The organism is Streptomyces sp. NPDC033180 (assembly GCF_055577645.1).
On sequence record NZ_JBVIPU010000009.1, the window covers coordinates 105,967 to 132,185 of the forward strand.

Consider the following 26,219-nt stretch of genomic DNA (forward strand, 5'->3'; position numbering starts at 1 on the left):
AGCAGACCCTCTCCAGCACCTCGTGGATGGACAACGCGCCTTGGCCGGTCTCCTGGCTGACGGGTCGTACCGACCGGACTCCGCCTTCCCGGGTACGCGCGTACCCAGTGGCTGCCGCGAGGGCTGGAGCCGGACTTCCCGATCACAGTGGCGAGGGCCGCACCGGCATCACACCGATTTCCCGAGCACCAAGGCGTGGCGACCCTAGTGCGCAATCGAGTCAACTGACAACTTGCGGGACCACCCCACCTGTCGCACGCGCGAGCGCACACGACCAGGGCGTACGCCCCTGGTCAGCCCAGGTGCCTCGGCCCGTGCGCGGTCGGCACGCGCCACGTTCCCCAGGAGGCCGGGGAACCGCCACCGGCTCAGCACCCCGTCTCAGGAGTGTGTGAAGCCGGGGGGCCGCTTCTCGACGCATGCGGCCATGCCCTCCCTCTGGTCCGCGGTCGCGAACACGGCGTGGAACAAGCTGCGTTCGAAGCGCACGCCCTCCGCGAGGGTCGTCTCGAAGGCGCGGGACACCGCTTCCTTCGCCATCATCGCGACGGGCAGGGACATCCCCGCGACGGTCTCCGCGACGGAGAGGGCCTCTGTGAGGAGTTCGTCGGCGGGCACCAGCCGCCACCGAGCGCACAGCCGGAGACGGCCACGACCGTCGGGGTACGCAGCACCCCCAGCCGGTCCCATGCGGCGAACCAGTCGCTGAGGTACATGTCCAGGTAGCTTCGGACTTCGCCAGTGCCGTGTGGATGGCAGCACACTCCCCGGTCACAGTGTCGGGACCCGCCCCTCCCCGCCGCACAGCGCGAGAGTCCGGGCGGGATGACGTGGCCCGAGGAAGACCACGACGCCCTTGCCGTCTGGAGAGGGATGCGTCGCCTGGGTCCAGCCCTGACGGTCGTAGAAGCTCATGGCCTGCGCCGACCGGACCGAAGTCAGCAGCCAGACACGGTCGTCGGGAGCACCGGCGGCCATCGCCCCAAGGAGTGCGGCCCCGATTCCGGTGCCCTGCGCGGTGGGGCGCACGGCGAGTTCGTCTATCTCACGGGCTCCGCACAGCCACGACAGGGCGCGCTCGGCGCCGAGTCCGGCCACCGCCTGCGGGTAACAGCGGTCGGCGGGAAAGGGGTCGGGCGTGGTCCACCCGGTGGTGAACCCGGCGATGTCCGTCCCCTCAAGGGCGATGGCCGCGGTGAAGCCGGGGCGCCGTACGTCGCCCGCGAGCCGGACCGCGAACTCCGCCACCCTCTCCTCGTCCTCGTACCAGGGCGGCACGCGGAAGGCTTCGGCATAGACGGTGCACAAGGCGTCGATGTGCGCGAGCAGTTGCTCGCCGCGCAGGAGCCGGACGACCGCCGTCATCAGGCCGCCCTCGCCGCGGCCGCCCTCGGCTGCAGGGCCGCGTACGCCAGCGGGGCTGACGGGTCGATCGACACGTCCCAGGGAGCGGGCTCGGCACCGGCGCGCACGAGCAGATCGCCGACGGCGGCGATCATCGCGCCGTTGTCCGTGCACAGGGTCATCGGGGGCACGCGCAGCCGCACCCCGGCGGCGGCGCACCGCTCCTCGGCGAGCGACCGCACCCGCGAGTTGGCGGCGACTCCGCCGACCACGACGAGGGTTCCGACCCCGTGATCCCGGCAGGCGGCAAGCGCCTTGCGGGTCAGAACGTCCGCGACGGCCTCCTGGAGCGAGGCCGCACCGTCGGCCACCGGAAGATCACGGCCCGCGTGCCCCTCGGCCCAGCGCGCGGCGGCGGTCTTGAGGCCGGAGAAGGAGAAGGCGTACGGGTCGTCCTTCGGCCCGGTGAGCGGGCGGGGGAAGGCCACCGCGCGCGGGTCGCCGCTCCGGGCCGCGCGGTCGATGGCGGGGCCTCCCGGATAGGGCAGTCCGAAGACGCGGGCGACCTTGTCGAAGCACTCGCCCGCCGCGTCGTCCAGCGTGTCCCCCAGGTGCACGATCGGATCGCGGGCCAGGTCCCGGACGAGCAGCAGGGAGGTGTGCCCGCCGGAGACGATGAGCACCACGCAGGGATCGGGCAGCGGGCCGTGCTCCAGCGAGTCGGCGGCGACGTGCCCGGCCAGGTGGTGCACCCCGTACAGCGGGACATCGAGCCCATAGGCCAGGGTCCTGGCCCCCGCGAGGCCGACCTGCAGCGCGCCGGACAGACCGGGCCCCGTGGTGACCGCCACCGCGCCGATGTCGGAGAGCTTCAGACCCGCCTGGTCGAGGGCGCGGTGGACGACCGGGGTGAAGGAGTGCAGATGCGCTCGCGCGGCGATCTCGGGGACCACTCCGCCGAACCGGGCGTGCTCGTCCATGCTCGACGCCACCGCATGGGCGAGCAGACGCCCCTGCGAGACGATCCCCGCTCCGGTCTCGTCGCACGACGACTCGATCCCCAGCACAATGCGCCCCGCTGCCACCGGCGTCTCCTTCCCCTACAGCTTTCTTTCTGCAGGTGGAGTGTAGTTGCAACCGATGTGCAATAAGACCTTCAGGTCCCCCGCTGCTCCCCGGCCACGGGATAGGGGACGAAGGTGCTGCTGTTCTCGTCGATCGCCAGGCGGCGGTCCAGCGGGGGCACCGCCCGCTGGGGGCAGTCGGTGCGTTCGCAGAGGCGGCAGCCCATGCCGATGGGCACGGCGGACGAGGCGCTGTCGAGATCGAGACCGTCGGAGTAGACGAGCCGCGCGGCATGGCGGATCTCGCAGCCGAGGCCGATGGCGAAGGTCTTGCCGGGCTCTCCCCAGCCGCCGCGGTGCCGCGTCACCGCGCGGGCGGTCCACAGGAAGCGCTGCCCGTCCGGCATGGAGGCGACCTGGACATGAATGCGGCCGGGTACGGCGAACGCCTCGTACACGTTCCACAGCGGGCAGGTGCCGCCCGCGCGGGAGAAGTGGAAGGCAGTGGCGGACTGACGCTTCGACATGTTGCCCGCCCTGTCGACCCGGACGAAGGAGAAGGGCACGCCGCGCAGCCGGGAGCGCTGCAGGGTGCTGAGGCGGTGGCAGATGGTCTCGTAGCCGAGGCCGAAGTGGTCGGTGAGCCGCTCGATGTCGTAGCGGAACTCCTCCGCGGCCGTGTGGAAGCGGCGGTAGGGCAGGATCAGCGCGGCGGCGAAGTAGTTGGCGATGCCGATGCGGGCCAGCGGCCAGGCCGCGGTCCCCTGGCCGAAGTCCTCCGACGCGAGCGCGGAGATCTCGTCCGCGTACTCGAGCAGGGCGAGCTGGGTGGCCATCCGGAACGCCTGCTGGCCGGGGCGCAGCCGGTTGGAGAGGTGCAGGACCCGGGCCGCCGGATCGTAGTGGTGCAGGAGCCGGTCGGCGTCCGCGGCCAGGCGCACCCCGTGGCGCTCGGCGAGGCGCGCGGACAGGGCACGCACGACCTCGCCGGGGCGTACGCCGATCTGAGCGGCGAACTGCTCGGCGGCCACGTCCATGTCGTGCAGGTAGTTCTGGCGCCGGTAGAAGAACTCGCGGATCTCCTCGTGCGCCGAGCGGGGCTGTGCCGCTGTCCCCGGACCCCGGCCCTCCGCGGCCTCGGAGAGCTGTTCGGTCAGGAGCTGGTTGCGGCGGCCGAGGTCCACCAGGACCTTCGCCACGGCGGGCATGCGCGAGGCCAGATCCGAGAGGTCGGACGCGGAGACCCGGCCCGCGGACACCTCGCCGGTGAGGGCGTCCCGCAGGTCGGCGACCAGGCGGCTGGTGTCACGCTCGGAGAAGAAGCCCGGGTCGACGCCGAACGCCTCCGTGAGACGCAGCAGCACGGGCACGGTCAGCGGCCGGGAGTCGTGCTCCATCTGGTTCAGATAGCTCGGCGAGATGGCCAGGGCGCGGGCCAGGTCGGCCTGGCTCATGCGGCGTTCCTCCCGCAACCGTCGCAGCCGTGCTCCCGCGTACGTCTTGCTCACCCGTGGCTCCTGTCCGGACACGATCACCCTCGTCGGCACCGCTCGTGCTGCTGGCGATGGTAGCCACGCGAGCCGGGCTTTCGGCATTAACAGAGTTGGCAATACGGCGAGGAAAGATGCGCAGAACTTGGCAGCTTTCCCCGGTTGTTGGCACTGAGTGCCGATGCCAGAGTCGTACTGCGGCCCGCCGGACTCCGTCGGGCGGATCGGAATCGGGATACGACTCAATGCCCTGACGTCGGTGATCCCGACCCGTTCCGCCCGCCTCGGCGTCATTGCTCGGATTGCTCACCCACGGAACCGGCGGGCCGCACTCCAGATTTACCCGGCACTCAGTGCCAGACATTCGCACAGTTCACGATTCCCCGGGAGACGGTCATGGCACAGGCAGGGACGACGACGGCAACGACCCAGGAGCTGGCTCAGCGCTGGGCGGCCGACGCCCGGTGGGAGGGCATCGAGCGCACCTACTCCGCCGAGGATGTGGTCAGGCTCTCCGGCAGCGTCCGCGAGGAGCACACCCTGGCCCGGCGCGGCGCCGAGCGGCTGTGGCGCCAACTGCATGAGCAGGACTACATCCACGCGCTCGGCGCACTGACCGGCGGCCAGGCGGTCCAGCAGGTCAAGGCCGGTCTGCAGGCGATCTACCTGTCCGGCTGGCAGGTGGCCGCCGACGCCAACCAGGCCGGGCACACCTACCCCGACCAGTCGCTCTACCCCGCCAACTCGGTGCCGCAGGTGGTCCGTCGGATCAACAACGCGCTGCTGCGCGCCGACCAGATCGCCACCGCCGAGGGCGGCGACGACACCACCGACTGGCTCGCGCCCATCGTCGCCGACGCGGAAGCGGGCTTCGGCGGACCGCTCAACGCCTTCGAACTGACCAAGGCGATGATCGCCGCCGGCGCGGCAGGCATCCACTACGAGGACCAGCTCGCCTCGGAGAAGAAGTGCGGTCACCTGGGCGGCAAGGTCCTCGTGCCGACCGGCCAGCACATCCGTACTCTCAACGCGGCCCGTCTGGCCGCCGACATCGCCGATGTGCCGACGCTGATCGTGGCGCGCACGGACGCGCTCGCGGCGAACCTGCTGACCAGCGATGTCGACGAGCGCGACGCGCGGTTCGTGACGGGCGAGCGCACCGCCGAGGGCTTCTACCGGGTGCGCGGCGGCATGGAGCCCGTCATCGCCCGCGGCCTCGCCTACGCCCCGTACGCGGATCTCATCTGGGTCGAGACCGGCACCCCCGACCTCGCCCAGGCCCGCGAGTTCGCCGAGGCGATCCACGCCGAGCACCCCGACCAGATGCTCGCCTACAACTGCTCGCCGTCCTTCAACTGGCGTGCCGCCCTGGACGACGACCAGATCGCCAAGTTCCAGCGGGAGCTGGGAGCCATGGGATACCGCTTCCAGTTCATCACCCTGGCCGGCTTCCACTCCCTCAACCACGGCATGTTCGACCTGGCCCGCGGTTACGCCGAGCACGGCATGACGGCCTATGTGGACCTCCAGGAGCGCGAGTTCGCCGCGCAGGCGCAGGGCTTCACCGCCGTGAAGCACCAGCGTGAGGTCGGCACCGGCTACTTCGACCAGGTGTCCACCGCCGTCAACCCGGCCTCCTCCACGACGGCGCTCTCCGGTTCCACCGAGGAAGAGCAGTTCCACTAGGCGCTTCGCCGGATCGCCGCATTGATGTCCGCGGGCCGGTGGGGGCTGGGTGCGCCCGCGGGACGGAGCCCCATATGTCACGGCCCCGCGCCCCTCACGGGGCGCCCCCACCGTCCCGTCCGTCCGCCCCCTTGCTGAGGAGACCCGCATGTCCATCTCCGCTCCGACAAGCCGTGCGCAGGTCCTCGGCGTACCTGGCCACCGGCACGACGAGATCCTCACCCCCGAGGCGCTGGAGTTCGTCGGCCGCCTCGTCGACGCCTTCGCCGACCGCCGCCTGGAGATCCTCAAGGAGCGCACGCGGGTGAACTCCCGGCTCGCTTCCGGCTCCCCTCTCGACTTCTCCATCGCCACCGCCCGTATCCGGGCGGACGACTCCTGGCAGGTGGCTCCATCGGCCCCCGGCCTCACCGACCGTCGCGTGGAGATCACCGGGCCGCCCGAGCGTGCGATGACGGTCAACGCCCTCAACTCGGGTGCTCGGGTGTGGATGGCGGACTTCGAGGACGCCACCTCACCCACCTGGGACAACATCGTCGGCGGTCAGCTGAACCTGCTCGACGCGATCGAGCGGCGGATCGACTTCACCACACCGGAGGGCAAGCGGTACCGGCTCGGCGAGCAGCTCGCGACCATCGTCGTACGCCCGCGCGGCTGGCACCTGACCGAGGCACACCTGCAGATCGACGGCCGGCCGGCGCCCGCCTCCCTCGTGGACTTCGGGCTCTACTTCTTCCACTGCGCCCAGCGGCAGATCGACGCCGGCCACGGTCCGTACTTCTATCTGCCGAAGCTGGAGAACCGCGACGAGGCACGGCTGTGGAACGACGTGTTCGTCCTCGCCCAGGACCTCATCGGCATCCCCCGCGGCACGATTCGGGCCACCGTCCTGATCGAGACCATCACGGCGGCCGTCCAGATGGAGGAGATCCTCTACGAGCTCCGCGAGCACAGCTCGGGCCTCAACGCGGGCCGCTGGGACTACCTCTTCAGCCTCATCAGGACCTTCGGGCACCGCACCGACTTCCTGCTGCCCGACCGGGCGAAGGTCACCATGACCGCTCCCTTCATGCGCGCGTACACCGACCTCCTCGTACGCACCTGCCACAAGCGGGGCGCCCACGCGATCGGCGGCATGGCCGCCCACGTGCCCGGCAAGGACCCCGAAGCCCACCGGGCGGCCCTCGCCACGGTGCGGCTCGACAAGGAACGCGAAGTCGAGGACGGCTTCGACGGCTCATGGGTCGCCCACCCCGCGCTTGTCCCCGTATGCCGCGAGGTGTTCGACGGAGTACTCGACACCCGCCCGCACCAGATCGACCGCACCCGCGACGACGTCGAGGTGACGGCGGCCCAGCTGCTGTCCGTGCGCCGCGTCAGCGCACCACCCACGTCGGAGGGCGTGCGCACCAACATCGCGGTCGCCCTGCGCTACTTCGCCGCCTGGCTGCGCGGGCAGGGGGCCCTCGCCCTGTACGGCCTGATGGAGGACGCCGCCACGGCCGAGATCGCCCGGGTGCAGATCTGGCAGTGGCTGCGCCATCGGGTGGTGGATCGGGCGACCGTGCTCGCGCTGGTGGAGGACGAGCTCGCCGCCCTGGGGGCGCAGTACCCGTGGGCGCCCCTCGACGAGATCCGCGGTCTCTTCGAACGGAGCGCACTGGCACGCGAGTTGCCCTCGTTCTTCACCACCGACGCCTACCGCCGCCACCTCGTGGACCAGCCGCTCGTGCGCCGTTCGCAGGGACAGTCATGACCGCGGCCATCCGCCGGGTCGGTGTGGTGGGCGGGGGCCGGATGGGCGCCGGAATCGCCGAGGTGTGCGCCCGCGCCGGCCTCGACACCGTGGTGTGCGAGGCCGACGCCCTCGCCGCCCGCGCCGCCCGCGAACGCGTTGCCACGTCACTCGAACGCGCCGTCCAACGCGGCACGTTGGACCGCGCCGACGCCGAGGACGCCCTGGCCCGCATGGTCGTCACCGGCAGCCTGGACGACCTGGCCGACCGCCACCTCGTCGTCGAGGCGGTGGTCGAGGACACGGCGGCGAAGACGGAGATCTTCGCCGCCCTGGACAAGGTCGTCGAGGACCCCGGGGCGATCCTCGCCACCAACACCTCCTCCATCCCGGTCATGCGGCTGGGCATGGCGACCCATCGGGCCGACCGCGTCATCGGACTGCACTTCTTCAACCCCGCACCCGTCCTTCCCCTGGTCGAGGTCGTCTCCTCGCTGCACACAGCCGCGCAGACCGTCGCCGCCGTCGAGGACTTCGCCACGTACACGCTGGGCAAGACGGTCGTGCGGTCCAAGGACAGGGCGGGTTTCGTCGTCAACGCGCTGCTCGTGCCCTACCTCCTCTCGGCGATCCGCATGACGGAGTCCGGCTTCGCGACGGCGGCCGACGTGGACGCGGGCATGGAGCTCGGCTGCGCACACCCGATGGGCCCGCTCAAGCTGGCGGACCTGATCGGCCTGGACACGGTCGCCTCCATCGCGGCATCTCTCTACGAAGAGTTCAAGGAACCCCTGTACGCCCCGCCGCCGCTGCTCTCGCGCATGGTCGAAGCGGGGCTGCTCGGCCGCAAGAGCGGACGCGGGTTCCACCTCTACGACCGGGGCTGAGGGGCCCGGGTCCGCCGCCGGGCTGAGGGGCCCGCGGCTGCTGTGAGCGGGGCGCGGAACAGAGTGGTGATCTGTTCCGCGCCCCTTCACGTGCCCGCCCCGCCCATGTGCCCGCCCCGCCCATGTGCCCGCCCCACCCATGTGCCCGCCCCGCCCACGGGCCCGTGTCTCACCTCACGGTCCGGAATGTGATCAGTACTGCCCAAGAAGCCGACCACCCTCTAGCCTGATCGGTGCAGCTGGTTCGCCCTGCCCGCCAGGCAGACGCGTCGCAAGAGGGAACCCGGTGGGAATCCGGGACTGCCCCGCAGCGGTGAGTGGGAACGACCGCCGTCATACGCACTGGATCCGAGCCCGGGTCCGGGAAGCGACGGCCAGTAGGAATCTGCCTCGGCAGGTGTGCCCGCGAGTCCGAAGACCTGCCCGTTGCCCGTGCGTGATCCCTCACGCGCGGACATCCCGGTGACCTCGTGGGCGGGTCGGCGTACAGATCAGGTGGAGCACCACGCCGGTGGCGTGCGTTCGGTCCGCCCGGTTCGTCATCCCTTCGCGTCCGTGTCCCGTCCCCGGGATCCTCAGGAGTCATCTCGCGAAGGAGATTTCCGTGACAGCGAAGTCCGCAGCCCCGGCAGCACGGTCCACCGTGTACGGCTACCCCCGCCAGGGCCCCGACCGGGAACTGAAGAAGGCCGTCGAGGGCTATTGGAAGGGCCGCGTCACCGCCGACACCCTCCGGGAGACCGCGGCGCAGCTGCGCCGGTCCACCTGGCGGCGCCTGACCGACGCCGGCATCCACGAAGTGCCGACCGGTGACTTCTCGTACTACGACCACGTCCTGGACACCAGCGTCATGGTCGGAGCCGTCCCGCTGCGGCACCGCGAGGCCGTCGACACCGACGCGCTCGACGGCTACTTCGCGATGGCCCGCGGCACCCAGGACGTGGCGCCGCTCGAGATGACCAAGTGGTTCGACACCAACTACCACTACCTCGTGCCGGAGCTGGGCCCCGACACCGTCTTCACCTCCGACTCCACCAAGCAGGTGGACGAGCTCAGGGAGGCCGTCGCGCTCGGCCTCGCCGCCCGTCCCGTCCTTGTCGGCCCGGTCACCTATCTGCTGCTCGCCAAGCCCGCGCCCGGCGTGGCCGCCGACTTCGAGCCGCTGACGCTGCTCGACCGCCTGCTGCCCGTGTACGCGGAGGTCCTCGCCGACCTGCGCGCTGCGGGCGCCGAGTGGGTGCAGCTCGACGAGCCCGCCCTGGTCCAGGACCGCACCCCGGCCGAACTCAACACCGTTGCCCGCGCGTACCGCGACCTGGGCGCTCTCACCGACCGTCCGAAGCTGCTCGTCGCCTCCTACTTCGGCAGGCTCGGCGAGGCGCTGCCCGTGCTCGCCAAGGCTCCGGTCGAGGGCCTCGCCCTGGACTTCACGGAGTCCGCCGCCGGCCAGCTCGAGGATCTCGCCGCCGTCGGCGGGCTGCCCGGCAAGCGGCTGGTCGCGGGCGTCGTCAACGGCCGCAACATCTGGATCAACGACCTGGAGAAGTCCCTTTCCACCCTGGGCACGCTCCTGGGCCTCGCCGACCGGGTCGACGTCTGCGCGTCCTGCTCCCTGCTGCACGTCCCGCTGGACTCCACCGCCGAGCGTGACATCGACCCGCAGATCGCCCGCTGGCTGGCCTTCGCCCATCAGAAGACCACCGAGATCGCCACGCTGGCCCGCGGCCTGGCCCAGGGCACGGGGGCCATCGCGGCCGAACTGTCCGCCAACCGCGCCGATCTGGCGTCCCGCTCGGGCTCGGCTCTGACCCATGACCCGGCCGTACGCTCCCGCGTCGCCGCCGTCACGGGCGCCGACGCCCGCCGTGCGCACGCCTATCCGGAGCGTGCGGCGGCCCAGCGGACCCGCCTCGGTCTGCCGCTCCTTCCCACGACCACCATCGGCTCGTTCCCGCAGACCGCCGAACTGCGCACGGCGCGGGCCGACTTGCGTGCGGGCCGCATCGACACGGACGGCTACGAAGAGCGCATCCGCTCGGAGATCCGCGAGGTCCTCGCCTTCCAGGAGAAGGCGGGCATCGACGTCCTGGTGCACGGTGAGCCCGAACGCAACGACATGGTGCAGTACTTCGCCGAGCAGCTCACCGGCTATCTCGCCACGCAGCACGGCTGGGTCCAGTCGTACGGCACCCGCTATGTGCGCCCGCCGGTCCTCGCGGGTGACATCTCACGCCCCGAACCGATGACGGTGCGCTGGACGTCGTACGCCAACTCGCTCACCGACCGCCCCGTGAAGGGCATGCTCACCGGCCCCGTCACCATGCTCGCCTGGTCCTTCGTCCGCGACGACCAACCGCTCGGTGACACGGCACGTCAGGTGGCCCTCGCCCTGCGCGACGAGGTCAACGACCTGGAGGCGGCGGGGACTTCGGTCATCCAGGTGGACGAGCCCGCGCTGCGCGAGACGCTGCCGCTGCGCACCGCCGAGCACGCCGCGTACCTGGACTGGGCCACGGAGTCCTTCCGCCTCACCACCAGCGGCGTCCGACCGGACACACAGATCCACACCCACATGTGCTACGCCGAGTTCGGCGACATCGTCCAGGCCATCGACGACCTCGACGCCGACGTCATCAGCCTGGAGGCGGCACGCTCACACATGCAGGTGGCCCGCGAGCTGGCCGAACACGGCTACCCGCGGGAGGCGGGCCCCGGGGTCTACGACATCCACTCCCCGCGCGTACCGAGCACCGAGGAAGCAGCGGCCTTGCTGCGCAAGGGACTTGAGGCCATCCCCGCCGAACGCCTGTGGGTGAACCCGGACTGCGGCCTCAAGACCCGCGGCTGGCCCGAAACCAAGGCCTCCCTGGAGAGCCTGGTCGCGGCGGCCCGCGAGGTGAGGGCGGAGCTGGCCTCGGGGACCTGACCCGAACGATCCCGGCGCATGCGGGGGGGGTCAGACCTCGCCCCCCGTATGCGCCATCCGCGAAAGCAGCACATGCAACGTCTCCCGCTCCTCGGGCCCGAGCGGGGACAGGAGTTCGTCAGTGACCCCCCGGGCCGCCCCCTCGGAGTCCCGTAGGAAGTCGTGGCCCGCCGGGGCGAGGGCGACGATGCGGCGGCGGCGGTCGTCGGGGGCGGGTCGGCGGTCGACGAAGCCGAGGCGTTCCAGGTCGTCGACCAGGCCGACGATCGCGCTGGGGTCGTAGCCGAGCTCCTCGCTCAGCTCGCGCTGTGCCGCGCCCTCCACGGTGGCCAGGTAGCGCAGCAGCGCGTAATGGCGCAGGCGCAGGCCCGATCTCTGGAGCGCCGCGTTGAAGAGCTGACCCGAGCGCAGGCCGAGGCGGTAGAGCAGATAGCCCGCATCCGCGTGCAGGCCCCGCATCCAGGGCGCACCCTCGTCGACGGATCCTTCCTCCACGGGCTCGGCGGTGGTCTTCCGGCTGGTCATGAGGTGCGCTCTCCCTGGTCGGTGGTTCGCGGGCAGTCGGCGGTCACCGCTGGCAGTGTCCGGCACGCCGCATTACCGATGTTGGAAACAATCATTGACGACAACAATCGTCTATCTCGGCTTCCTTTCTGCGGGCCGATGCCGACCGGAGTCGTGTTCCCCCGACCCGCCAAACCATCTCTTGTCACTGCCTGTTGGAGGGGTCTGTCCATGCTGGACTCGTACGCCGTGGACCTGCGCGGCAAGGTCGCCGTCGTCACGGGATCGGGGCGCGGCCCCGGCCTCGGCCTCGGCCTGTGCGCGACAGGCCCGCCGGCTCGTGCAGGAGTACGGCGTGAAGGGGTTCAAGTTCCACCCGATCCGTCGACACGGTGCGGGGCGGGGTGCAGATCGCGGTCGACGGCACGGTCGAGATCGAGGGCGGCGACAAGCCCGCCTGTGTCCTGCGGAGCCTGTCCCGCTTCTACGATCGACCCTTTCGCGCCCCTCAGGGATTGTTCAGATAGGTGAGGACGGCGAGGACGCGACGGTTGCTGTCGTCGTCATCGGTGATGCCGAGCTTGCCGAACAGGGAGGTGGTGTACTTGCTGATGGCGCTGTCGCTCAGGAACAGCCGCCGGGCGATGGCCTGGTTGGACAGTCCTTCGGCCATGAGGGCCAGCACGGAGTGTTCGCGTTCGGTCAGGCGCTCCAGCAGTCGGTTCGACGAACCGCTCGACAGCAGTTTCGCGATGACGGCCGGGTCCATGGCGGTTCCGCCAGCTGCGACGCGTTCCAGTGCGTCGATGAACTGGTCGGCGTCGAACACGCTCTCCTTGAGGAAGTAGCCGATGCCGCCGGCCCCGTCGGCCAACAGCTCCCTGGCATAGAGCTGTTCGACGTACTGGGAGAGGATCAGGACCGGCAGGCCGGGCAGTTCGCCGCGGGCGGCAATGGCTGCCCGCAGGCCCTCGTCCGTCTGGGTCGGCGGCATGCGGACGTCGACGACGGCGACATCCGGGCGCCAGGTCAGGAGCGCGTCGAGCGTGTCGGGTCCGGTGCCCGCCGTGGCCACCACCTGGTGTCCGCACGCCTCGATGAGGCGGACCATTCCGTCGCGCAGGAGGTAGAGGTCTTCGGCTACAACGATTCGCATGGCACCACTATTCTCACGCGGGTCGGCCCGCCTGCCGGGCTGGTGAGCTCCAGGGTGCCGTCGAAGACCGCGAGGCGGCGGCGCAGCCCCTCGAGTCCACCACCGGTTCGCGCACTCGCCCCGCCCCTGCCGTCGTCCTCGACCTCGATGACGAGTCCGGCGCCGTCGTGCGCGATGGAGATCCGTATCCGGGTCGCGTGGGCGTGCTTGACCGCGTTGGTGAGCAGTTCGGCGATCCCGAAGTACGCGGCGGACTCGATGGGCGGGTCCAGGCGCAACGGGACGTCGGCGTGCTGAACGTCGGCGTGCTGGATGTCGGCGTGCTGGATGTCTGTGCTGACAGTCGCTTCGAGCGGGCTGTCCAGGGCGAGAGCGCGAACGGCGTCGAGGAGCCCCCGGTCGTTGAGCACCGGCGGGTTGATTCCGTTGACCAGTTCGCGGAGTTCGGTCAGGGAGGTGGTCGCGCCCGATCGCGCCTCCCGCATCAGCGCTCTGGCCTGGTCGGGGTCGCTCTCCATCAGCTTTTCGGCAGTCGCGAGGGAGAGCCCGAGCGCGACCAGGCGGGCCTGCGCTCCGTCGTGCAGGTCGCGCTCGATCCGGCGGATCTCGGCGGCCTGCGCGATCGTGGTGTCCGCGCGCTGGGCGGTCAGCTCGTCCACCCGGTCCGCGAGGAGCATCGCGGGCGACGCGCGCAGAAAGCGTGCGGTCACCGGCTCGACGATCCGCCAGGCGTACGGGCCGCTCGCGATGGCCATGGCCGGGCCGAGCACCCCGAGCAGGCGTGCGGGGAGTGCCGACGAGCCGATCCCGAGGAACGCCACCGCGACCCCGCTCGGCGGAACCGCCGCGACCACGCCCGCGGTGAGCGGCGCGATCCCCGTGAAGCGCAGGTCACGCCAGTTGGCCGGGTCGCTCCAGCGGATGCGCCGCCGCTGGTCCATGAGGGCATCGCGGCGAGTGCGCTCGTACGAGAAGCCGTTCCACCAGAACCCGGTGGACATCCGCACCACCGGCTCCGCCTGGCGGTATCCGGCGGGGGTGACAGCGCCCGTCCACCGTGCGACCAGGAGCCGGAAGATCCGGCAGACGGGGCGGGACAGGCCGAGCGAGCCCACCGTCACCAGCACGAGCGGCGCGACCCACGACCACGGGTTTCCCGCCCCCCACCAGACCCCCAGCGCCACGGCGGCGGCCCATACGGCCGGCACCAGCATGCTGACGAGCACCACCACGCATGACCGGACGAACCCGACGCAGGCACTTGCCGCCCACGACACGACCTGTCGCATGAGCCTTTCCTTCTGCTTCGTGAACCCCGGCCGGTACGGCTCGGTGACTCCACTCTGCACGGCAAGGAACCCGATGCCTGCCAGATCGGTTCGGAAGTGGGTCCAGCCCCACCCTCCTCGGCGTCCAGGCCCTCTCAGGGCTCAGCTCTCGGCGGGGGCGAGCACCACGAATTCCGCGTTCGAGGGGTCGAGGCAGACGGCCAGGCGGCCGACGCCCTCCACGTCTTCGGGCCCCATCTGCACGCTGCCGCCGTTCCCGGTGACCTGGGCGACCGCGGCGTCACAATCGGCGACGGCGAAGACCGGGTGCCAGTACGGCCGCCCGCCGGTCAGCGCGAGGTCCTCCTTGCGGAGCTCCATCAGGCCGCCCTGCATGCGCTCCTGGGGAAGTCCGGCAGGAGTGATGAGGGTGTAGGTCCCACCACCGCCCGGCATCTCCATGTTGCTGAACTGCCAGCCGAGGACGCCGCCGTAGAACTCCTTCGCTGCGGTCGCGTCGCTCGTCATCAGCTCGGTCCAGGACAGCGAGCCCGGGTCGTCCGCCAGCTCGAAGCCGGCGTTCTTCCCCGGCTGCCAGACGGCGAACTGGCCTCCCAGCGGGTCGCTGTACTGCGCCATCCGCCCCCAGTCGTCCAGGTCCCTCGGCGCCACCCGCACCGTGCCACCCGCGCGCTCCACGGCCTGAGTCGTGGTGTCCGCGTCGGTGACCGTGTAATAGACCATCCAGGCAGAGCGCGCGCCCTCCTCGGTGAGCTTGCCGAGCCCGGCGACGGTCTTGCCGTCCTTCTGGAACATGCCGCCGTCCATGTCCTCCGCCTCGCCCATGGACTCGTAATCCCAGCCGAGAACCGCGCCGTAGAAGTCCGCGGCGGCGCGGACGTCGAGGGTGCCGAGGTCGAGCCAGCAGGGGGAGCCGGGAGCGGTGTCAGTGGTGATCACGACGATTCCCTTCGCAGGTCCTTGTGACACCAGCCTGGCACTCGGCACTGACAGTCGCGCGTCGGCAGACCGTGCTGCTCCTCCGTGGTGCTCCTCCGTGGTGCTCCTCCTCGTTTCCCCTGGTCCCTCCCCTCAGGACCGGGCAGCGACCTGTACCGGATCGCCCTCGCTGGATGTCACGACCGGGGCAGGCGGGTCCTGGGCCCGGGAAACCGGCTTTGCGCGCCTCGAGATGAGGGCGGTGATCACCGCGAGTACCAGTCCGCCGCCACTGAGCAGCGCGCCGACCCAGCTCGTGTGGTTGTACGCGAGGCCACCGCTGATGGCCAGGCCTCCCGCCCAGGCACCGATGGCGTTGCCGAGGTTGAATCCCGCGATGTTGGCGGCGGAGGCAAGGGTGCCCGCTCCCGGCGCCTCCTGCATCACACGGGTCTGCAGCGGCGGCACGGTGCCGAACACGATCGCGCCCAGCAGGAAGAGCCAGACCGCCGCGAGCGGCTTGTAGTGAGCCGTGAAGGTGAAGGTCGCGAGCACCACGGTCAACGCGGTGAAGAGCACCAGAATCGTCGCCATCGGACTGCGGTTCGCGGCCCTGCCGCCGAGCGAGTTGCCGACCACGAAGCCGCAGCCGAAGAGCACGAGCAGCCACATGACACTGCCCGCCGCGTACCCGGTGACGTCGGTCATCATCGGGGTGACATAGCTGTACGAGGCGAACAGGCCGCTGAAGCCCAGTGTGGTCATGGCCAGAGCGAGCCAGACCTGGGGACGCCTGAAGGCCGCGAGCTCCTGTCGCAGCGAGGCCTCGGGATCCGCGGGCCGGCTCGGCAACAGGGCCGCCACGACGATGAAGCCGATCACGCCGAGCCCCGTCACCGCCCAGAAGGCGACACGCCAGCTGGCCACCTGGCCGAGCCAGGTGCCGAGCGGGACACCCACGACGTTGGCGATCGTCAGACCGCTGAACATCATCGCTACGGCGCTCGCCTGCTTCGTGGGGGCGACCAGCGAAGCGGCGACGACCGAGCCGATTCCGAAGAACGCACCGTGGCACAGGGCCGAGATGATGCGGCCCGTCATGAGAAGGCTGTAGTTCGGCGCGAGCGCCCCCACGGCGTTGCCGATCATGAAAAGCCCGAGGAGTCCCAGCAGTACGTGCTTGTGGCTCACCCGCATCGTGAACGCGATGATGATCGGTGCCCCCACGGCAACACCGAGTGCGTAACCGGAGATCAGCAGGCCGGCCGTGGGGATGGAGACGGACATGTCTGCTGCTATGTCAGGCAGCAGGCCCATGATCAGGAACTCGTTGGTCCCGATCCCGAAGGCCCCGACAGCCAGGGCCAGTAGTGCGAGTGGCATGACTTCCTCTTTGTTGGGTGGTGGACTCACGCGGGGAACAGCTCCGAGGTCTGGCGGTATATGTCGAGTTGAGGGTCCTGACCAGGAGTGGAGAACAGACGGCTGTACGCGTACGCCGCGGACACCAGGGTCATGTGGTGGTGCCAGCCGGGGAAGGAGCGCCCCTCGAAGTCGAGCAGCCCATAGTCCGCTTCCAGGGACCGCAGAGTCGAGACCGTGCCGCTGTGCATGCGGGCGAGAGTGGTGAGGTGCTCGATGCCCCGGTCCACCAGATTGGTGATCCACACGCGCAGGGGGCGCTCGCCCTCCGACGGCCGGTCGGCGAAGACCCGGTAGGTGTGCCGACTGCCGGGCAGGCGGACCAGTCCGGACACGGTGCGCACCTGTTGCTGCCGTTGCCCCGGAGGGGCGAACGTGACGGTGTGCGGGTGCCGGGTGCCGTGCCGCTGCAGGAAGCGAGCGGCACCGAGGGCGCCCCGCGCGTCGGTGTCGTCACGGCTCACGCCGGACGATCGCGAGAGGGCCGGAAGAACCGGCAGATCCAGGGGAACGGATACGACGAAGTCGCGTCCGAGGCCGGTGAGTTGCTCCAGCAGGCAGATGCCCTCGGGGTAGTCGCTCACATCCGTGACGACGGGGACCGCGGGAAACGACGTATGGGCCGCGAGGTTCTCCACCAGGCCGAGGACATGCGCCCACAGGGGCTGGCTCCGAGCCGTTTCGGGAACGCGTGCGCGCTCGCACAGCCGGGTGTCGTCGCCCCACTGTTCGGGAAGCAACAACCGCCAGTCGACGGGGAGATCCCCGTTCTCCGAGGACAGGAAGGCGCCGATGCCCAGCTGGCAGTTGACGGTACGGCCGACCGACGGGACGAAGCGGCGGTGCACCCCGCAGGAGTGATCGCCTCGCTTGGGCAGGACGGCGGTCTCGACGACCCACGCCCGCGCCCAGCCATGTCGCTCGGCCACGCGTATCAGCTGCCTGCGCGTCGGTTCCCAGTCCCACGGGCTGGCGTTGACGAACTGCTGCAGTGACTGAGAAGCCGTGGGCGAGCTCGACACCGACGCGGCCAGTCGGCGCACCGACTTCTTGCCCGGCGTGGCCAGGAGCCCTTGGAGGTAGGCGCGGGCCCAACGACGCTGGTCAGCACGCGACAGTTGAGCGAAGAGCTCCTCCGTGAAGGAGCTGAGTGTGCCGTCCAGACCTGCGCGGTGTTCCATCATGATGCCTCCCCTTGGCATTGCAAAGCGTCCCGACGACCACAAAAATAATAGTAGTCGTTCTTTTTTTAAACCGGGAACCGTGCCGAACCGAGACTTTGCCAAGTCGGTACGGGATTCACCCATCACCCGATGACGGCTCGGCGGGGGCTTCGATCACAGCAACGGCGGGGCCGGCGGCGCGCGGGCCCACATCCGAACGCGCCTTCCAGGGGCCCGCGTTGTGCCGTACATCACCACGGCTGAATACTGGGCGGCGCAGGCCGCGCGGACCGGCGGCAGACCACGTGGTGGCCTCACGTCGCGTCGCGGAGCCGTCCGCGCCGGCGACGGGCGGGTGGAACGCAACGGCACACCGGCCCGTTTTCCCGTACATCTTCCACGCCCAACGGCCGCCCAGGCCTGCTCGGGTGTGCGCATCCTGGAGGCAGACCATGGCGAAACAGGCACGATCCGCCCGTACGAGAGAGACCTTGATCCGGGCGGCGGCCTCCGTCTTCGACGACGCGGGCTACGAGGGCACGGCACTCGCCCGGATCAGTGAGGCGGCCGACATCTCCATGGGCGCCCTGACCTTCCACTTCCCCTCGAAGAAGGCGCTGGCCGACGAGGTACAGGAGCAGGGCGTGGCCACTACGCGCTCCGTCGTGGAGCAGGTGATGACCGAGCGGGAGGCGCCCCCTCTGAGAACCGTCGTCTCCGTGACCCTCGCGCTGGCGACCCTCCTTCGACGGGACTCCCTGGTGCGTGCGGCCGCACGACTCGCCCGCGAGCGCGCGGACTCCGCGTGCGACTGGTCGGACTGCTGGCTCCCGACGGTCGAGCGACTGATCGCGCAGGTGCCCGAGAGCGAGTGCCCCGGGACCCGCGACCGCGCCACGCTCGTCGCACTGGCTCGGCTCCTCGTCGCCGGCGCGGAGGCGCACGTCCGCACCACCACTCGCGCCGAGGGCGGGCCCGACCCGTCCAGGGAGTTCACCCGGATCTGGGAGGCCGCGTTGCGCGGCATCGCCACCCGCCCCCTCGGCCTGCCGGAGCCGGGCAGTTCCGCACCCACCAGGCCGGCCGGGGCGCGGACCGACATCCGAGAGTGCGATCTCTTGACCCTCGAATGTGCCGAAGTCGTCGCTCCTGGAGGAGAACCGCTTCGAGCGCCGGGAAGCAGCTCGTAGGTTTTCTCCATGCCTGATACATCTGTCGTCATCTCCAAGGCTGTCATCCCCGTTGCGGGGCTGGGAACTCGCTTCCTTCCCGCAACCAAGGCCACCCCCAAGGAAATGCTTCCTGTGGTGGACAAGCCCGCCATCCAATACGTGGTCGAGGAAGCCGTCTCCGCTGGAATTTCCGACGTCCTCATGGTGACCGGACGCAACAAGCGTCCTCTTGAGGACCACTTCGACCGCAACTACGAACTCGAAGAAGTGCTGCGGCGCAAGGGCGACGAAGACCGGCTCTCCCAGGTATCGGCCTCCACCGGGCTCGCCGACATCCACTACGTGCGCCAGGGCGACCCGCGCGGACTCGGGCATGCCGTCCTGTGCGCCGCTCCGCACGTGGGCGCCGAGCCCTTCGCGGTGCTCCTGGGAGACGACCTGATCGACGAGCGGGACCCGCTCCTCGCCCGCATGGCCGAAGTTCACGCGGAGCACGGCGGCAGCGTGGTGGCGCTGATGGAGGTGGGCCCGGACCAGGTCCACCTGTACGGGTGTGCCGCGGTGGAGGCGGACACCGACGGCGACGTCGTGCGCATCACGGACCTGGTGGAGAAGCCGTCACCCGGCAGCGCGCCGAGCAACTACGCGGTCATCGGCCGGTATGTCCTGGCCCCGGAGATCTTCGACGTGCTGCGCCGCACCGAGCCGGGCCGCGGCGGCGAGATCCAACTCACGGACGCGCTGCGGGAACTCGCAGGATCGGAACAGGGCGGGCCGGTGCACGGCGTGGTGTTCTCCGGGCGCCGCTACGACACGGGCGACCGCGCGGAATACCTGCGCGCCACCGTGCGGTTGGCGTGCGAACGCGAGGACCTGGGGCCCGGATTCCTCAAGTGGCTGCGGACCTTCGTGGCCGAAGAGGCGCCGGCCCCGACGGGCGGAGGGGTGACGCCGCCCCGTCGGGCCGACCGGGAGTGTGACACGGTCCCGCGGCCGGACGCCGAGACTTCTTGAACTTGCCAAGAATGTCCGGGGTATTCCGCTCGGCCATTGATTCCGAGCGGCGATTGCGTACTGTCATTCACCGCGCCAGGGTTTCTTCCCGGCGCACCGGCAGAGACTGCCTCCACAGCGCCGTGGATTCCGGGGGAACGGGCGAGGGGAAAGCGTCGCTTTCTCTTTCCACCGCAGAAACCCCCTTCGTGCAGCAGATGCCTATCTGAGCTCTCCCGTCGACGCGTTGACGTCGTCCCGAGAGCGGCGTTGTTCGGCCCCGACCCTGGACCCGTGCGCGTGAATCGCCGGTGACCGCCCCGGGGCGAGCCTGCCCATTGACGAGCCTGAGGATGAAAAGAATGCGGACCGTTGCAGTTGTTCTCGGTACCCGACCGGAGGCCATCAAGTTCGCGCCGGTGATCCGAGCGCTTCAGGACGACCCACGTTTCCACCCGATCGTCGTCTCGACCGGACAGCACCGGCAGATGCTCGACGAGACCCTGGACGCCTTCGACCTCGAGCCGGACATCGATCTGGAGATCATGGCGCCGAAGCAGACGCTGTCCCAGGTGACCTCCCGGTCCCTGCACGGACTCGGTGAGGTGTTCAAGGACCTGTCGGCACAGGCCGTGCTCGTCCACGGCGACACGGCGACCACCCTGGCCGCCGCACTGTCCGGCTTCCACCACCAGATTCCCGTTGTGCACGTCGAAGCGGGGCTGCGCAGCGGGCACTTGCGGTCGCCGTTCCCCGAGGAGGGCAACCGCAGGCTCGTGGCACAGATCGCGGCGCTGCATCTCGCTCCCACCCCGGGCAACCGCACCAACCTGCTGCGGGAGGGGATCGCCGATGACGACATCGTGGTCACGGGAAACACCGTCATCGACGCCCTCCAGTGGGCCAGCGGCAAGTCCTCCTCCTACGGCCACCCCGCGCTGGAGGACCTCGACTCGGACACCCGGCGCATCGTCGTCGCCTCCGCTCACCGGCGCGAGGCGTGGCCGCACCTGTCCGAGATCGCGGAGGCCTTCGTCGACGTGGCGGAGGAACCCGACGTCCGTGTCGTCGTCCCGCTGCACCGCAACCCCGTGGTGCGCAACGCCCTGCTCCCGAAGATCGGCGACCACCCGAACATCACCGTGGTCGACCCGCTGCCCTATCTGAGCTTCAGCAAGCTCATGCGACGTGCGGACATCGTCCTTTCGGACAGCAGCGGCGCGCAGGAGGAGGGTCCCGCGCTCGGCAAGCCGACGCTGGTCCTGGGGAATGTGACCGAGCGCTCCGAGGCCGTCGTGGCCGGTACCGCACGGCTGGTCGGGACGGACCGGGACGGCATCGTGGCGGCGGCGACCGAACTGCTGCGCAGCCCCGAGGCCTACCGCCGCATGGCCACCGCCGCCAACCCGTACGGCGACGGCCGCGCGACGGAGCGCACCGTCAAGGCCATCGCCCACTACTTCGGCGACGGGCCGGCCGCCGACTCCTTCGCTCCGGCCAACCCCATCGACGACCTGTCGGTGGAGCTGGCGCGCACCACCACCGCCACGCCCGCCTGAGCCGCGCGGCCCGGAGCACCCACACCGACTGGCAAGGGAAACAGACCGTGACCGACCCCGCCCCTCTCGTCCGCGCCACCACCGAGGCCCCTGACGCCGAGACTCCGCTCAGCTTCACGGGCCGGCACGTCGAAGCGACGCTGGTGCGCAATGCCGACAACTACTTCGTGAGTGGCTCCGCCATCGTCGTCAACCTGGGCGTCGAAGCGGTCCACATCGCCCAGGAACCGCGCAAGGCCATCCCGCCGCTGTCGTCCACCATCCTGCGCGAGACCACCATCGAACGGGCCGACGCCCTCGTCCTGTTGCGCACGGACGACGCCGTCCCTGTGGCGCCGATCGTCGACGAGCCGGGGTGGCGGCTCCTCGGTGATCTGCCGGCACCAGATCCGCAGGACGGCGAGACGACCCCCTTCCCCCGGGACACTCCCCTGTGGCTCAGCCCGCAGGACGACGCGGGAACGCTCAGCTTCGATCCGGCGTACGTCCTCAAGCAGACCCAACTGCCGGAGCGGGAACAGACGTTCAAGGTCAAGGTGAACCTCTGGTTCGCTCCGGCGGGCACCGACTGCGCCATCCACAACCGGCACGACTTCATCGAGGTGCACACGCAGGTCCACGGGCTTGGCCGCATGCAGAAGTTCTCCGCCCAGGACCACGCGGCGCTCTACGAGGACCTGCGGATGAGCCCCGGCTACACCACGCCGGACCCCTTCTGTGTCCAGGAACCCGACGGCTCGTTCCGCTACCCCTGGCACCAGTACCGCGCCGACACCGACTGCGTCTGGCTCGCCGTCGAATACCACGCCATCGCCCGCTGAGACGCCTTGGAGAAGACCATGCCCCACCATGACGCGACCCCGTTCCGCGCCCCCGAGTTCACCCCCGAGACAGTCGCCGACCAACTGCGCGACGGCTACTGGCTCGAGGCGCCCGACATCGACAACGACGGTAAGCCCGACCTGTTCGGCTACGGCCTGAGCCTGGGCGAGATCTACTGGTACCAGAACGGTGAGGACTGGACCCGGCGCCTGGTCGCCGACCGGATCAAGATGCCGGTGGGCGCGGACTACGCGGACGTCAGCGGCAACGGCCACCCCGACATCATCGTCTGCTACGACCTGTACGGGCCCATCGGCACCATCTACGACGCCAACGACGCCGGTGGAAAGATCGACTGGTTGGAGAACCCCGGAAGCCCGGACAAGGACGAGTCGCGCTGGAAGCGCCACTACATAGGCCGGACCACCGGTATGCACCGGCTGCGCGTCGGCCACTTCACCCAGAACGAGCGTCTTGAGATCATCGGCCTGCCGATCGTGGCCAGGGAGGACGTCCACGCGGTGCTCCCCGTCGTGCTGTTCACACAGCCCGACGACGTGCACAGCGCGGAGGAGTGGCCGATGACCGTCATCGACGACACTCACTTCCGGATGATCCACGGTGCGGAGAAGAAGAAAGGCCTCATCCCGGGCTCGGACCGCGACTCCCTGCTGCTCGCCTCCGACGAGGGCGTGACGTGGATGTACTGGGACGAGGGCACGAAGGAGTGGATCCGCAAGCTCATCGGCACCGGCGAGCTCACGCAGTTCGAGCAGACCGGGTTCCGCGGCAGCGGCGACCTCAACGTCGGCCGTGTCGGCGACGATCCCATGGCGTACGTCGCCGCCATCGAGCCCTTCCACGGCAACACCGTCGCCGTCTACACGAAGGCCACCGACGGGGCGGCCGGCGAGGTCGAGTGGAACCGCGTCCTGCTCGACGTCTACGGCGACCCCAACGAGAACGGCGAGGGCCCCGGTCACCAGATCGTCACCGCCGATTTCGACGGCGACGGTGAGGACGAGTTCCTGGTCGCCCTGCGCGGCCCGTGGCCGTGGCAGGGGGTCATGTACTACAAGGCCGTCGACCTGAAGAACGGCATCTGGACCAAGTGGCGGGTCTCCGACGAATCCGTCGCCCGCATCGCCACCGCCGACTTCAACGGAGACGGCCGACTGGACTTCGCCACCATCGCGTACTCGGTCCAGAACTACTACGTGGCCAAGGACGCCAAGCTCATGGTCTACCGCAACGAGATCGACATCCCGTAGCGAAGACCACCACTCCCGCGACGACCTCAGGTCACGGCGGGGCGGTCGGTCTCCCCCAAGTCCGGCCGCCCCGCCGCCACTTGCGCACGCAGTTTATGCGCCTTGTCGGGTAGACCGCGCACACGGATATACGGCGTGTGCAATTATTATCCCCGTTGTCCGCACCCCGCGGCACACACAACTGACAGGAGGTTGTCCATGCCCCTCGCCCTGTTGGCCCTGGCCATCAGTTCATTCGGGATCGGTACCACCGAATTCATCATCAACGGTCTGCTGAACGAGGTCGCCGGCGACTTGCACGTGTCGATCGCGACGGCAGGCCTGCTGACATCCGGATACGCACTCGGTGTCGTCGTCGGCGGACCCGCACTCACCGCCCTGACCGCACGCATGCCGCGCAAGGTCATCCTGCTGGCGCTGATGGCGCTGTTCATCGCGGGCAGCCTGCTGTCCGCCGTCGCGCAGACCTACGGGCTGCTGATGTTCGGACGCATCGTCTCCGCCTTCGCACACGGCGCGTTCTTCGGTGTCAGCACCGTCGTCGCGGCCGACATGGTCGAACCGGCCAAGCGGGCCCGCGCCATCTCGCTGATGTTCACCGGCCTGACCCTGGCCAATGTGCTCGGCGTGCCCATGGGCACCCTGCTCGGCCAGCAGTTCGGCTGGCGCTCCACCTTCTGGGTCGTCGCCGGCCTCGGGCTGATCGGCTTCATCGGCATCGCCCTGCTGGTGCCGCACGCCCCGGCCGACCCCACGGAGGGACTGCGCGGACAGCTCGCCGCCTTCCGGCGTCCGCAGGTGTGGCTGGCCTTCGGCATCACCGCCATCGGCATCAGCGGCCTGCACGCCTCGTTCACCTACGTCACCCCGCTGATGACCGAGGTCGCCGGCTACAGCACCGGAGCCATCAGCTGGCTGCTCGTCCTGTTCGGCGTCGGCCTGGTCATCGGCAACCTGCTCGGCGGCAAGGCCGCCGACCGCGCCTTGATGCCCACGATCCTGGTGGTACTCGCCGGCCTCGCGGCGACGCTGGCCCTGTTCACGATCACCGTGCACAACCGGCCCGCCGCGGCCGCGACCCTCGCGCTGCTCGGCGGTGTGGGATTCGCGACGCTCTCGCCGCTGCAGATGTACATCATCAAACAGGCGGGGGGCGCCAATGCCCTGGTCTCGTCCGCCAACATCGCCGCGTTCAACATCGGTGTGGCCCTTGGCGCGTGGGTCGGTGGTCTGACCATCAGCGCCGGCCTGGGATACGCCTCGGTGAACGGGGCCGGCGCCCTCCTCACCGCGGGCGGCCTGCTGCTGGCCTTCGTGGCCGCGGCCCTTGGCCGACGCACCCCGACCGCAACCACGACCGCAGCCCCCGCCACGGAACAGACCCCCTCACCGGCGCACAACTAGGCGCTGCGGGGGCGGAGTTCCGGGCTCTGACAGAAGGCGACCGAGCAGAGGCGAACCCGTTCCCTCTGCTCGTCCCATCCACCGCGTATCGCCGCTCAGCGGCAGGAGAACTGGAGTCGACCCGTGGGGTCCAACGTGCACAAACGGCTGCCTTCCCTGACGGGGATGCGCTTCATCGCAGCCTTGTTCGTCTTCCTAGCCCACATCGCCATCGAGAACCTCTGGGACGACCCGAAGGTAAACGACTCGCTGACGCAGACCGTCAACCGCCTCGGCTGGGTCGGGGTCGGCTTCTTCTTCATCCTCAGCGGATTCGTCCTGACCTGGTCGGCGCGGCCGAACGACACCGTCCGCGCGTTCTGGCGCCGGCGGCTGATGAAGGTCTACCCGAACCATCTGGTCACGCTGGTGATCGGCGCCCTGCTCCTGCTCTGGACCGGCCAGGCCCTCAACCTGGGGAACACCGTGCCCGGTGTGCTGCTCATCCAGTCGTGGTTCCCCAGCCCGAACGTGTTCTCCAGCACCAACCGGCCCGCCTGGTCGCTGGCGTGTGAAGCGCTCTTCTATCTGTCCTTCCCGCTCCTGCACCGGCTCATCCTGCGCATTCCGCGCAACCGTCTGTGGGCATGGACGGCCGGCGTCCTGGCCGCCGTCGTACTGGTGCCGATCTGCGTCCAACTCTTCGTTCCCGACCGTCCGTTGGCCCCGTGGGCCGACATTCCGCTCCGGCACTTCTACATCGTCTACAACCTCCCGCCGGTCAGGATGCTCGACTTCACGCTCGGCATCCTTCTCGCCCGGCTCGTGCGCAGCGGCCTGTGGCTGCCCGTCCGGCTCTCCGCGGCCATACCGCTGCTGGGTGTGTCCCTCATCGTCCTGATGTTCGTGCCGGCGATCTACGGCATGCTCGCCGTGACCGTCATCCCGCTCATGATGGTCATCGCCGCGGGCGCCCAGGCGGATGTCAACGGCACCCGGTCCCCGTTCCGCGGACGGGTCATGATCTGGCTCGGCGAGGTCTCCTTCGCCTTCTACATGGTCCACGACCTGGTCCTGCACTACGGCCACAAGCTCATCGGAGCCGAGCAGACCTGGTCGACGCCCGGCGCCATCGGGATCTCCCTCCTGTTCGCCGTCGCCAGTCTGTTCTTCGCCTGGTTGCTCCACACTCTGGTCGAACGACCCGCCATGACCCGCTGGGGGCGCTCGTCCCGACCGGCCGAGAAACCGCGCCACCAGCCGACCGAGGTACGGGTGGCCCCCGTGGACGATCTGATTCCGCCGGAGCGGGAGAAGTCCACCGTCGACCAGTGAGCCTCATGAACGGGCCCGCCTGCCTTCCCCCGGCCGAGGCGGGCCACGCGGGGGCCGACGGCTGAGACCGTCGGCCCCCGCGCATCTCCTGCCCCTCCTG

General features: G+C 69.9%; 19 protein-coding genes, 2 pseudogenes and 2 riboswitches. Of the genes and pseudogenes, 11 read left to right on the forward strand and 10 right to left on the reverse strand.

The window, feature by feature from the left end:
* Nucleotides 1–25 precede the first annotated feature (25 nt).
* Nucleotides 26–208, reverse strand: a riboswitch (cobalamin riboswitch).
* Between the two features lie 173 nt (nucleotides 209–381).
* The 4 genes and pseudogenes from ACZ5WE_RS23995 to ACZ5WE_RS24010 all read right to left on the reverse strand — a co-directional run.
* Nucleotides 382–731, reverse strand: a pseudogene (locus ACZ5WE_RS23995) (enoyl-CoA hydratase-related protein); the annotation flags it as partial.
* 40 nt (nucleotides 732–771) lie between these two features.
* Entirely contained in the window at nucleotides 772–1,365 is a 594-nt protein-coding gene (locus ACZ5WE_RS24000; RefSeq protein WP_467692030.1) for a GNAT family N-acetyltransferase, read from the reverse strand.
* Nucleotides 1,365–2,429, reverse strand: coding sequence for a tRNA (adenosine(37)-N6)-threonylcarbamoyltransferase complex transferase subunit TsaD (tsaD, locus tag ACZ5WE_RS24005; protein ID WP_467692032.1), 1,065 nt, complete (start codon nucleotides 2,427–2,429; stop codon nucleotides 1,365–1,367). Before tsaD ends, ACZ5WE_RS24000 begins: the two co-directional genes overlap by 1 nt.
* Nucleotides 2,430–2,500: 71 nt before the next feature.
* On the reverse strand, nucleotides 2,501–3,916 hold the full coding sequence (locus tag ACZ5WE_RS24010) for a short-chain fatty acyl-CoA regulator family protein (protein ID WP_467692034.1): 1,416 nt from the start codon (nucleotides 3,914–3,916) through the stop codon (nucleotides 2,501–2,503).
* A gap of 378 nt (nucleotides 3,917–4,294) precedes the next feature.
* Here ACZ5WE_RS24010 and aceA point away from each other — a divergent pair, with 378 nt between their 5' ends.
* The 4 genes from aceA to metE all read left to right on the forward strand — a co-directional run bounded on the left by aceA (nucleotide 4,295) and on the right by metE (nucleotide 11,132).
* Complete coding sequence (aceA, locus tag ACZ5WE_RS24015; RefSeq protein ID WP_467692036.1) at nucleotides 4,295–5,584, forward strand: isocitrate lyase; 1,290 nt, start codon at nucleotides 4,295–4,297, stop codon at nucleotides 5,582–5,584.
* Between the two features lie 148 nt (nucleotides 5,585–5,732).
* Nucleotides 5,733–7,340, forward strand: coding sequence for a malate synthase A (gene aceB / locus ACZ5WE_RS24020; RefSeq protein WP_467692038.1), 1,608 nt, complete (start codon nucleotides 5,733–5,735; stop codon nucleotides 7,338–7,340).
* On the forward strand, nucleotides 7,337–8,206 hold the full coding sequence (locus tag ACZ5WE_RS24025; RefSeq protein WP_467692040.1) for a 3-hydroxybutyryl-CoA dehydrogenase: 870 nt from the start codon (nucleotides 7,337–7,339) through the stop codon (nucleotides 8,204–8,206). The genes aceB and ACZ5WE_RS24025 overlap by 4 nt, the downstream gene beginning before the upstream one ends.
* Before the next feature lie 223 nt (nucleotides 8,207–8,429).
* Nucleotides 8,430–8,647: riboswitch (cobalamin riboswitch) on the forward strand.
* A gap of 163 nt (nucleotides 8,648–8,810) precedes the next feature.
* The gene (gene metE, locus ACZ5WE_RS24030) at nucleotides 8,811–11,132 is read left to right on the forward strand and encodes a 5-methyltetrahydropteroyltriglutamate--homocysteine S-methyltransferase (protein ID WP_467692042.1); all 2,322 of its coding nucleotides are present in this window, start codon (nucleotides 8,811–8,813) and stop codon (nucleotides 11,130–11,132) included.
* 30 nt (nucleotides 11,133–11,162) lie between these two features.
* On the opposite strand, the gene ACZ5WE_RS24035 is transcribed toward metE, so the two are convergent.
* From ACZ5WE_RS24035 to ACZ5WE_RS24060, 6 genes are all read right to left on the reverse strand, one after another.
* A complete protein-coding gene (locus tag ACZ5WE_RS24035; protein ID WP_467692044.1) occupies nucleotides 11,163–11,657 on the reverse strand; it encodes a MarR family winged helix-turn-helix transcriptional regulator in 495 nt (164 codons plus the stop codon).
* A gap of 487 nt (nucleotides 11,658–12,144) precedes the next feature.
* Nucleotides 12,145–12,792: a response regulator transcription factor gene (locus ACZ5WE_RS24040; RefSeq protein ID WP_467692046.1), complete on the reverse strand. Its 648-nt coding sequence runs from the start codon at nucleotides 12,790–12,792 to the stop codon at nucleotides 12,145–12,147.
* Nucleotides 12,777–14,081, reverse strand: a complete 1,305-nt coding sequence (locus tag ACZ5WE_RS24045; RefSeq protein ID WP_467692048.1) for a sensor histidine kinase — start codon at nucleotides 14,079–14,081, stop codon at nucleotides 12,777–12,779. Before ACZ5WE_RS24045 ends, ACZ5WE_RS24040 begins: the two co-directional genes overlap by 16 nt.
* 141 nt (nucleotides 14,082–14,222) lie before the next feature.
* Nucleotides 14,223–15,020, reverse strand: coding sequence for a VOC family protein (locus ACZ5WE_RS24050; protein ID WP_467692050.1), 798 nt, complete (start codon nucleotides 15,018–15,020; stop codon nucleotides 14,223–14,225).
* A 132-nt stretch (nucleotides 15,021–15,152) separates the two neighbouring features.
* The gene (locus ACZ5WE_RS24055; RefSeq protein WP_467692051.1) at nucleotides 15,153–16,382 is read right to left on the reverse strand and encodes an MFS transporter; all 1,230 of its coding nucleotides are present in this window, start codon (nucleotides 16,380–16,382) and stop codon (nucleotides 15,153–15,155) included.
* Nucleotides 16,383–16,408: 26 nt separating this feature from the next.
* On the reverse strand, nucleotides 16,409–17,605 hold the full coding sequence (locus ACZ5WE_RS24060) for an IS701 family transposase (protein ID WP_467692052.1): 1,197 nt from the start codon (nucleotides 17,603–17,605) through the stop codon (nucleotides 16,409–16,411).
* Nucleotides 17,606–18,036: 431 nt separating this feature from the next.
* Here ACZ5WE_RS24060 and ACZ5WE_RS24065 point away from each other — a divergent pair, with 431 nt between their 5' ends.
* The 7 genes and pseudogenes from ACZ5WE_RS24065 (at nucleotide 18,037) to ACZ5WE_RS24095 (ending at nucleotide 26,119) form a co-directional block, all read left to right on the forward strand.
* Nucleotides 18,037–18,774: a TetR family transcriptional regulator gene (locus ACZ5WE_RS24065; RefSeq protein WP_467692054.1), complete on the forward strand. Its 738-nt coding sequence runs from the start codon at nucleotides 18,037–18,039 to the stop codon at nucleotides 18,772–18,774.
* Nucleotides 18,775–18,783: 9 nt separating this feature from the next.
* Nucleotides 18,784–19,677, forward strand: a pseudogene (gene galU, locus ACZ5WE_RS24070) (UTP--glucose-1-phosphate uridylyltransferase GalU); the annotation flags it as partial.
* A gap of 434 nt (nucleotides 19,678–20,111) precedes the next feature.
* Nucleotides 20,112–21,308 (forward strand): non-hydrolyzing UDP-N-acetylglucosamine 2-epimerase, encoded by a 1,197-nt coding sequence (gene wecB, locus ACZ5WE_RS24075; RefSeq protein WP_467692055.1) that lies wholly within the window; start codon nucleotides 20,112–20,114, stop codon nucleotides 21,306–21,308.
* A gap of 47 nt (nucleotides 21,309–21,355) precedes the next feature.
* A complete protein-coding gene (locus ACZ5WE_RS24080; RefSeq protein ID WP_467692056.1) occupies nucleotides 21,356–22,129 on the forward strand; it encodes a hypothetical protein in 774 nt (257 codons plus the stop codon).
* 18 nt (nucleotides 22,130–22,147) lie between these two features.
* Nucleotides 22,148–23,401 carry an FG-GAP repeat domain-containing protein gene (locus ACZ5WE_RS24085; protein ID WP_467692058.1) on the forward strand — a complete coding sequence of 418 codons (1,254 nt, stop codon included), beginning with the start codon at nucleotides 22,148–22,150 and terminating at the stop codon, nucleotides 23,399–23,401.
* Between the two features lie 198 nt (nucleotides 23,402–23,599).
* Nucleotides 23,600–24,805 (forward strand): MFS transporter, encoded by a 1,206-nt coding sequence (locus ACZ5WE_RS24090; protein ID WP_467692059.1) that lies wholly within the window; start codon nucleotides 23,600–23,602, stop codon nucleotides 24,803–24,805.
* Nucleotides 24,806–24,970: 165 nt separating this feature from the next.
* On the forward strand, nucleotides 24,971–26,119 hold the full coding sequence (locus ACZ5WE_RS24095; RefSeq protein WP_467692060.1) for an acyltransferase family protein: 1,149 nt from the start codon (nucleotides 24,971–24,973) through the stop codon (nucleotides 26,117–26,119).
* Nucleotides 26,120–26,219: the final 100 nt, after the last annotated feature.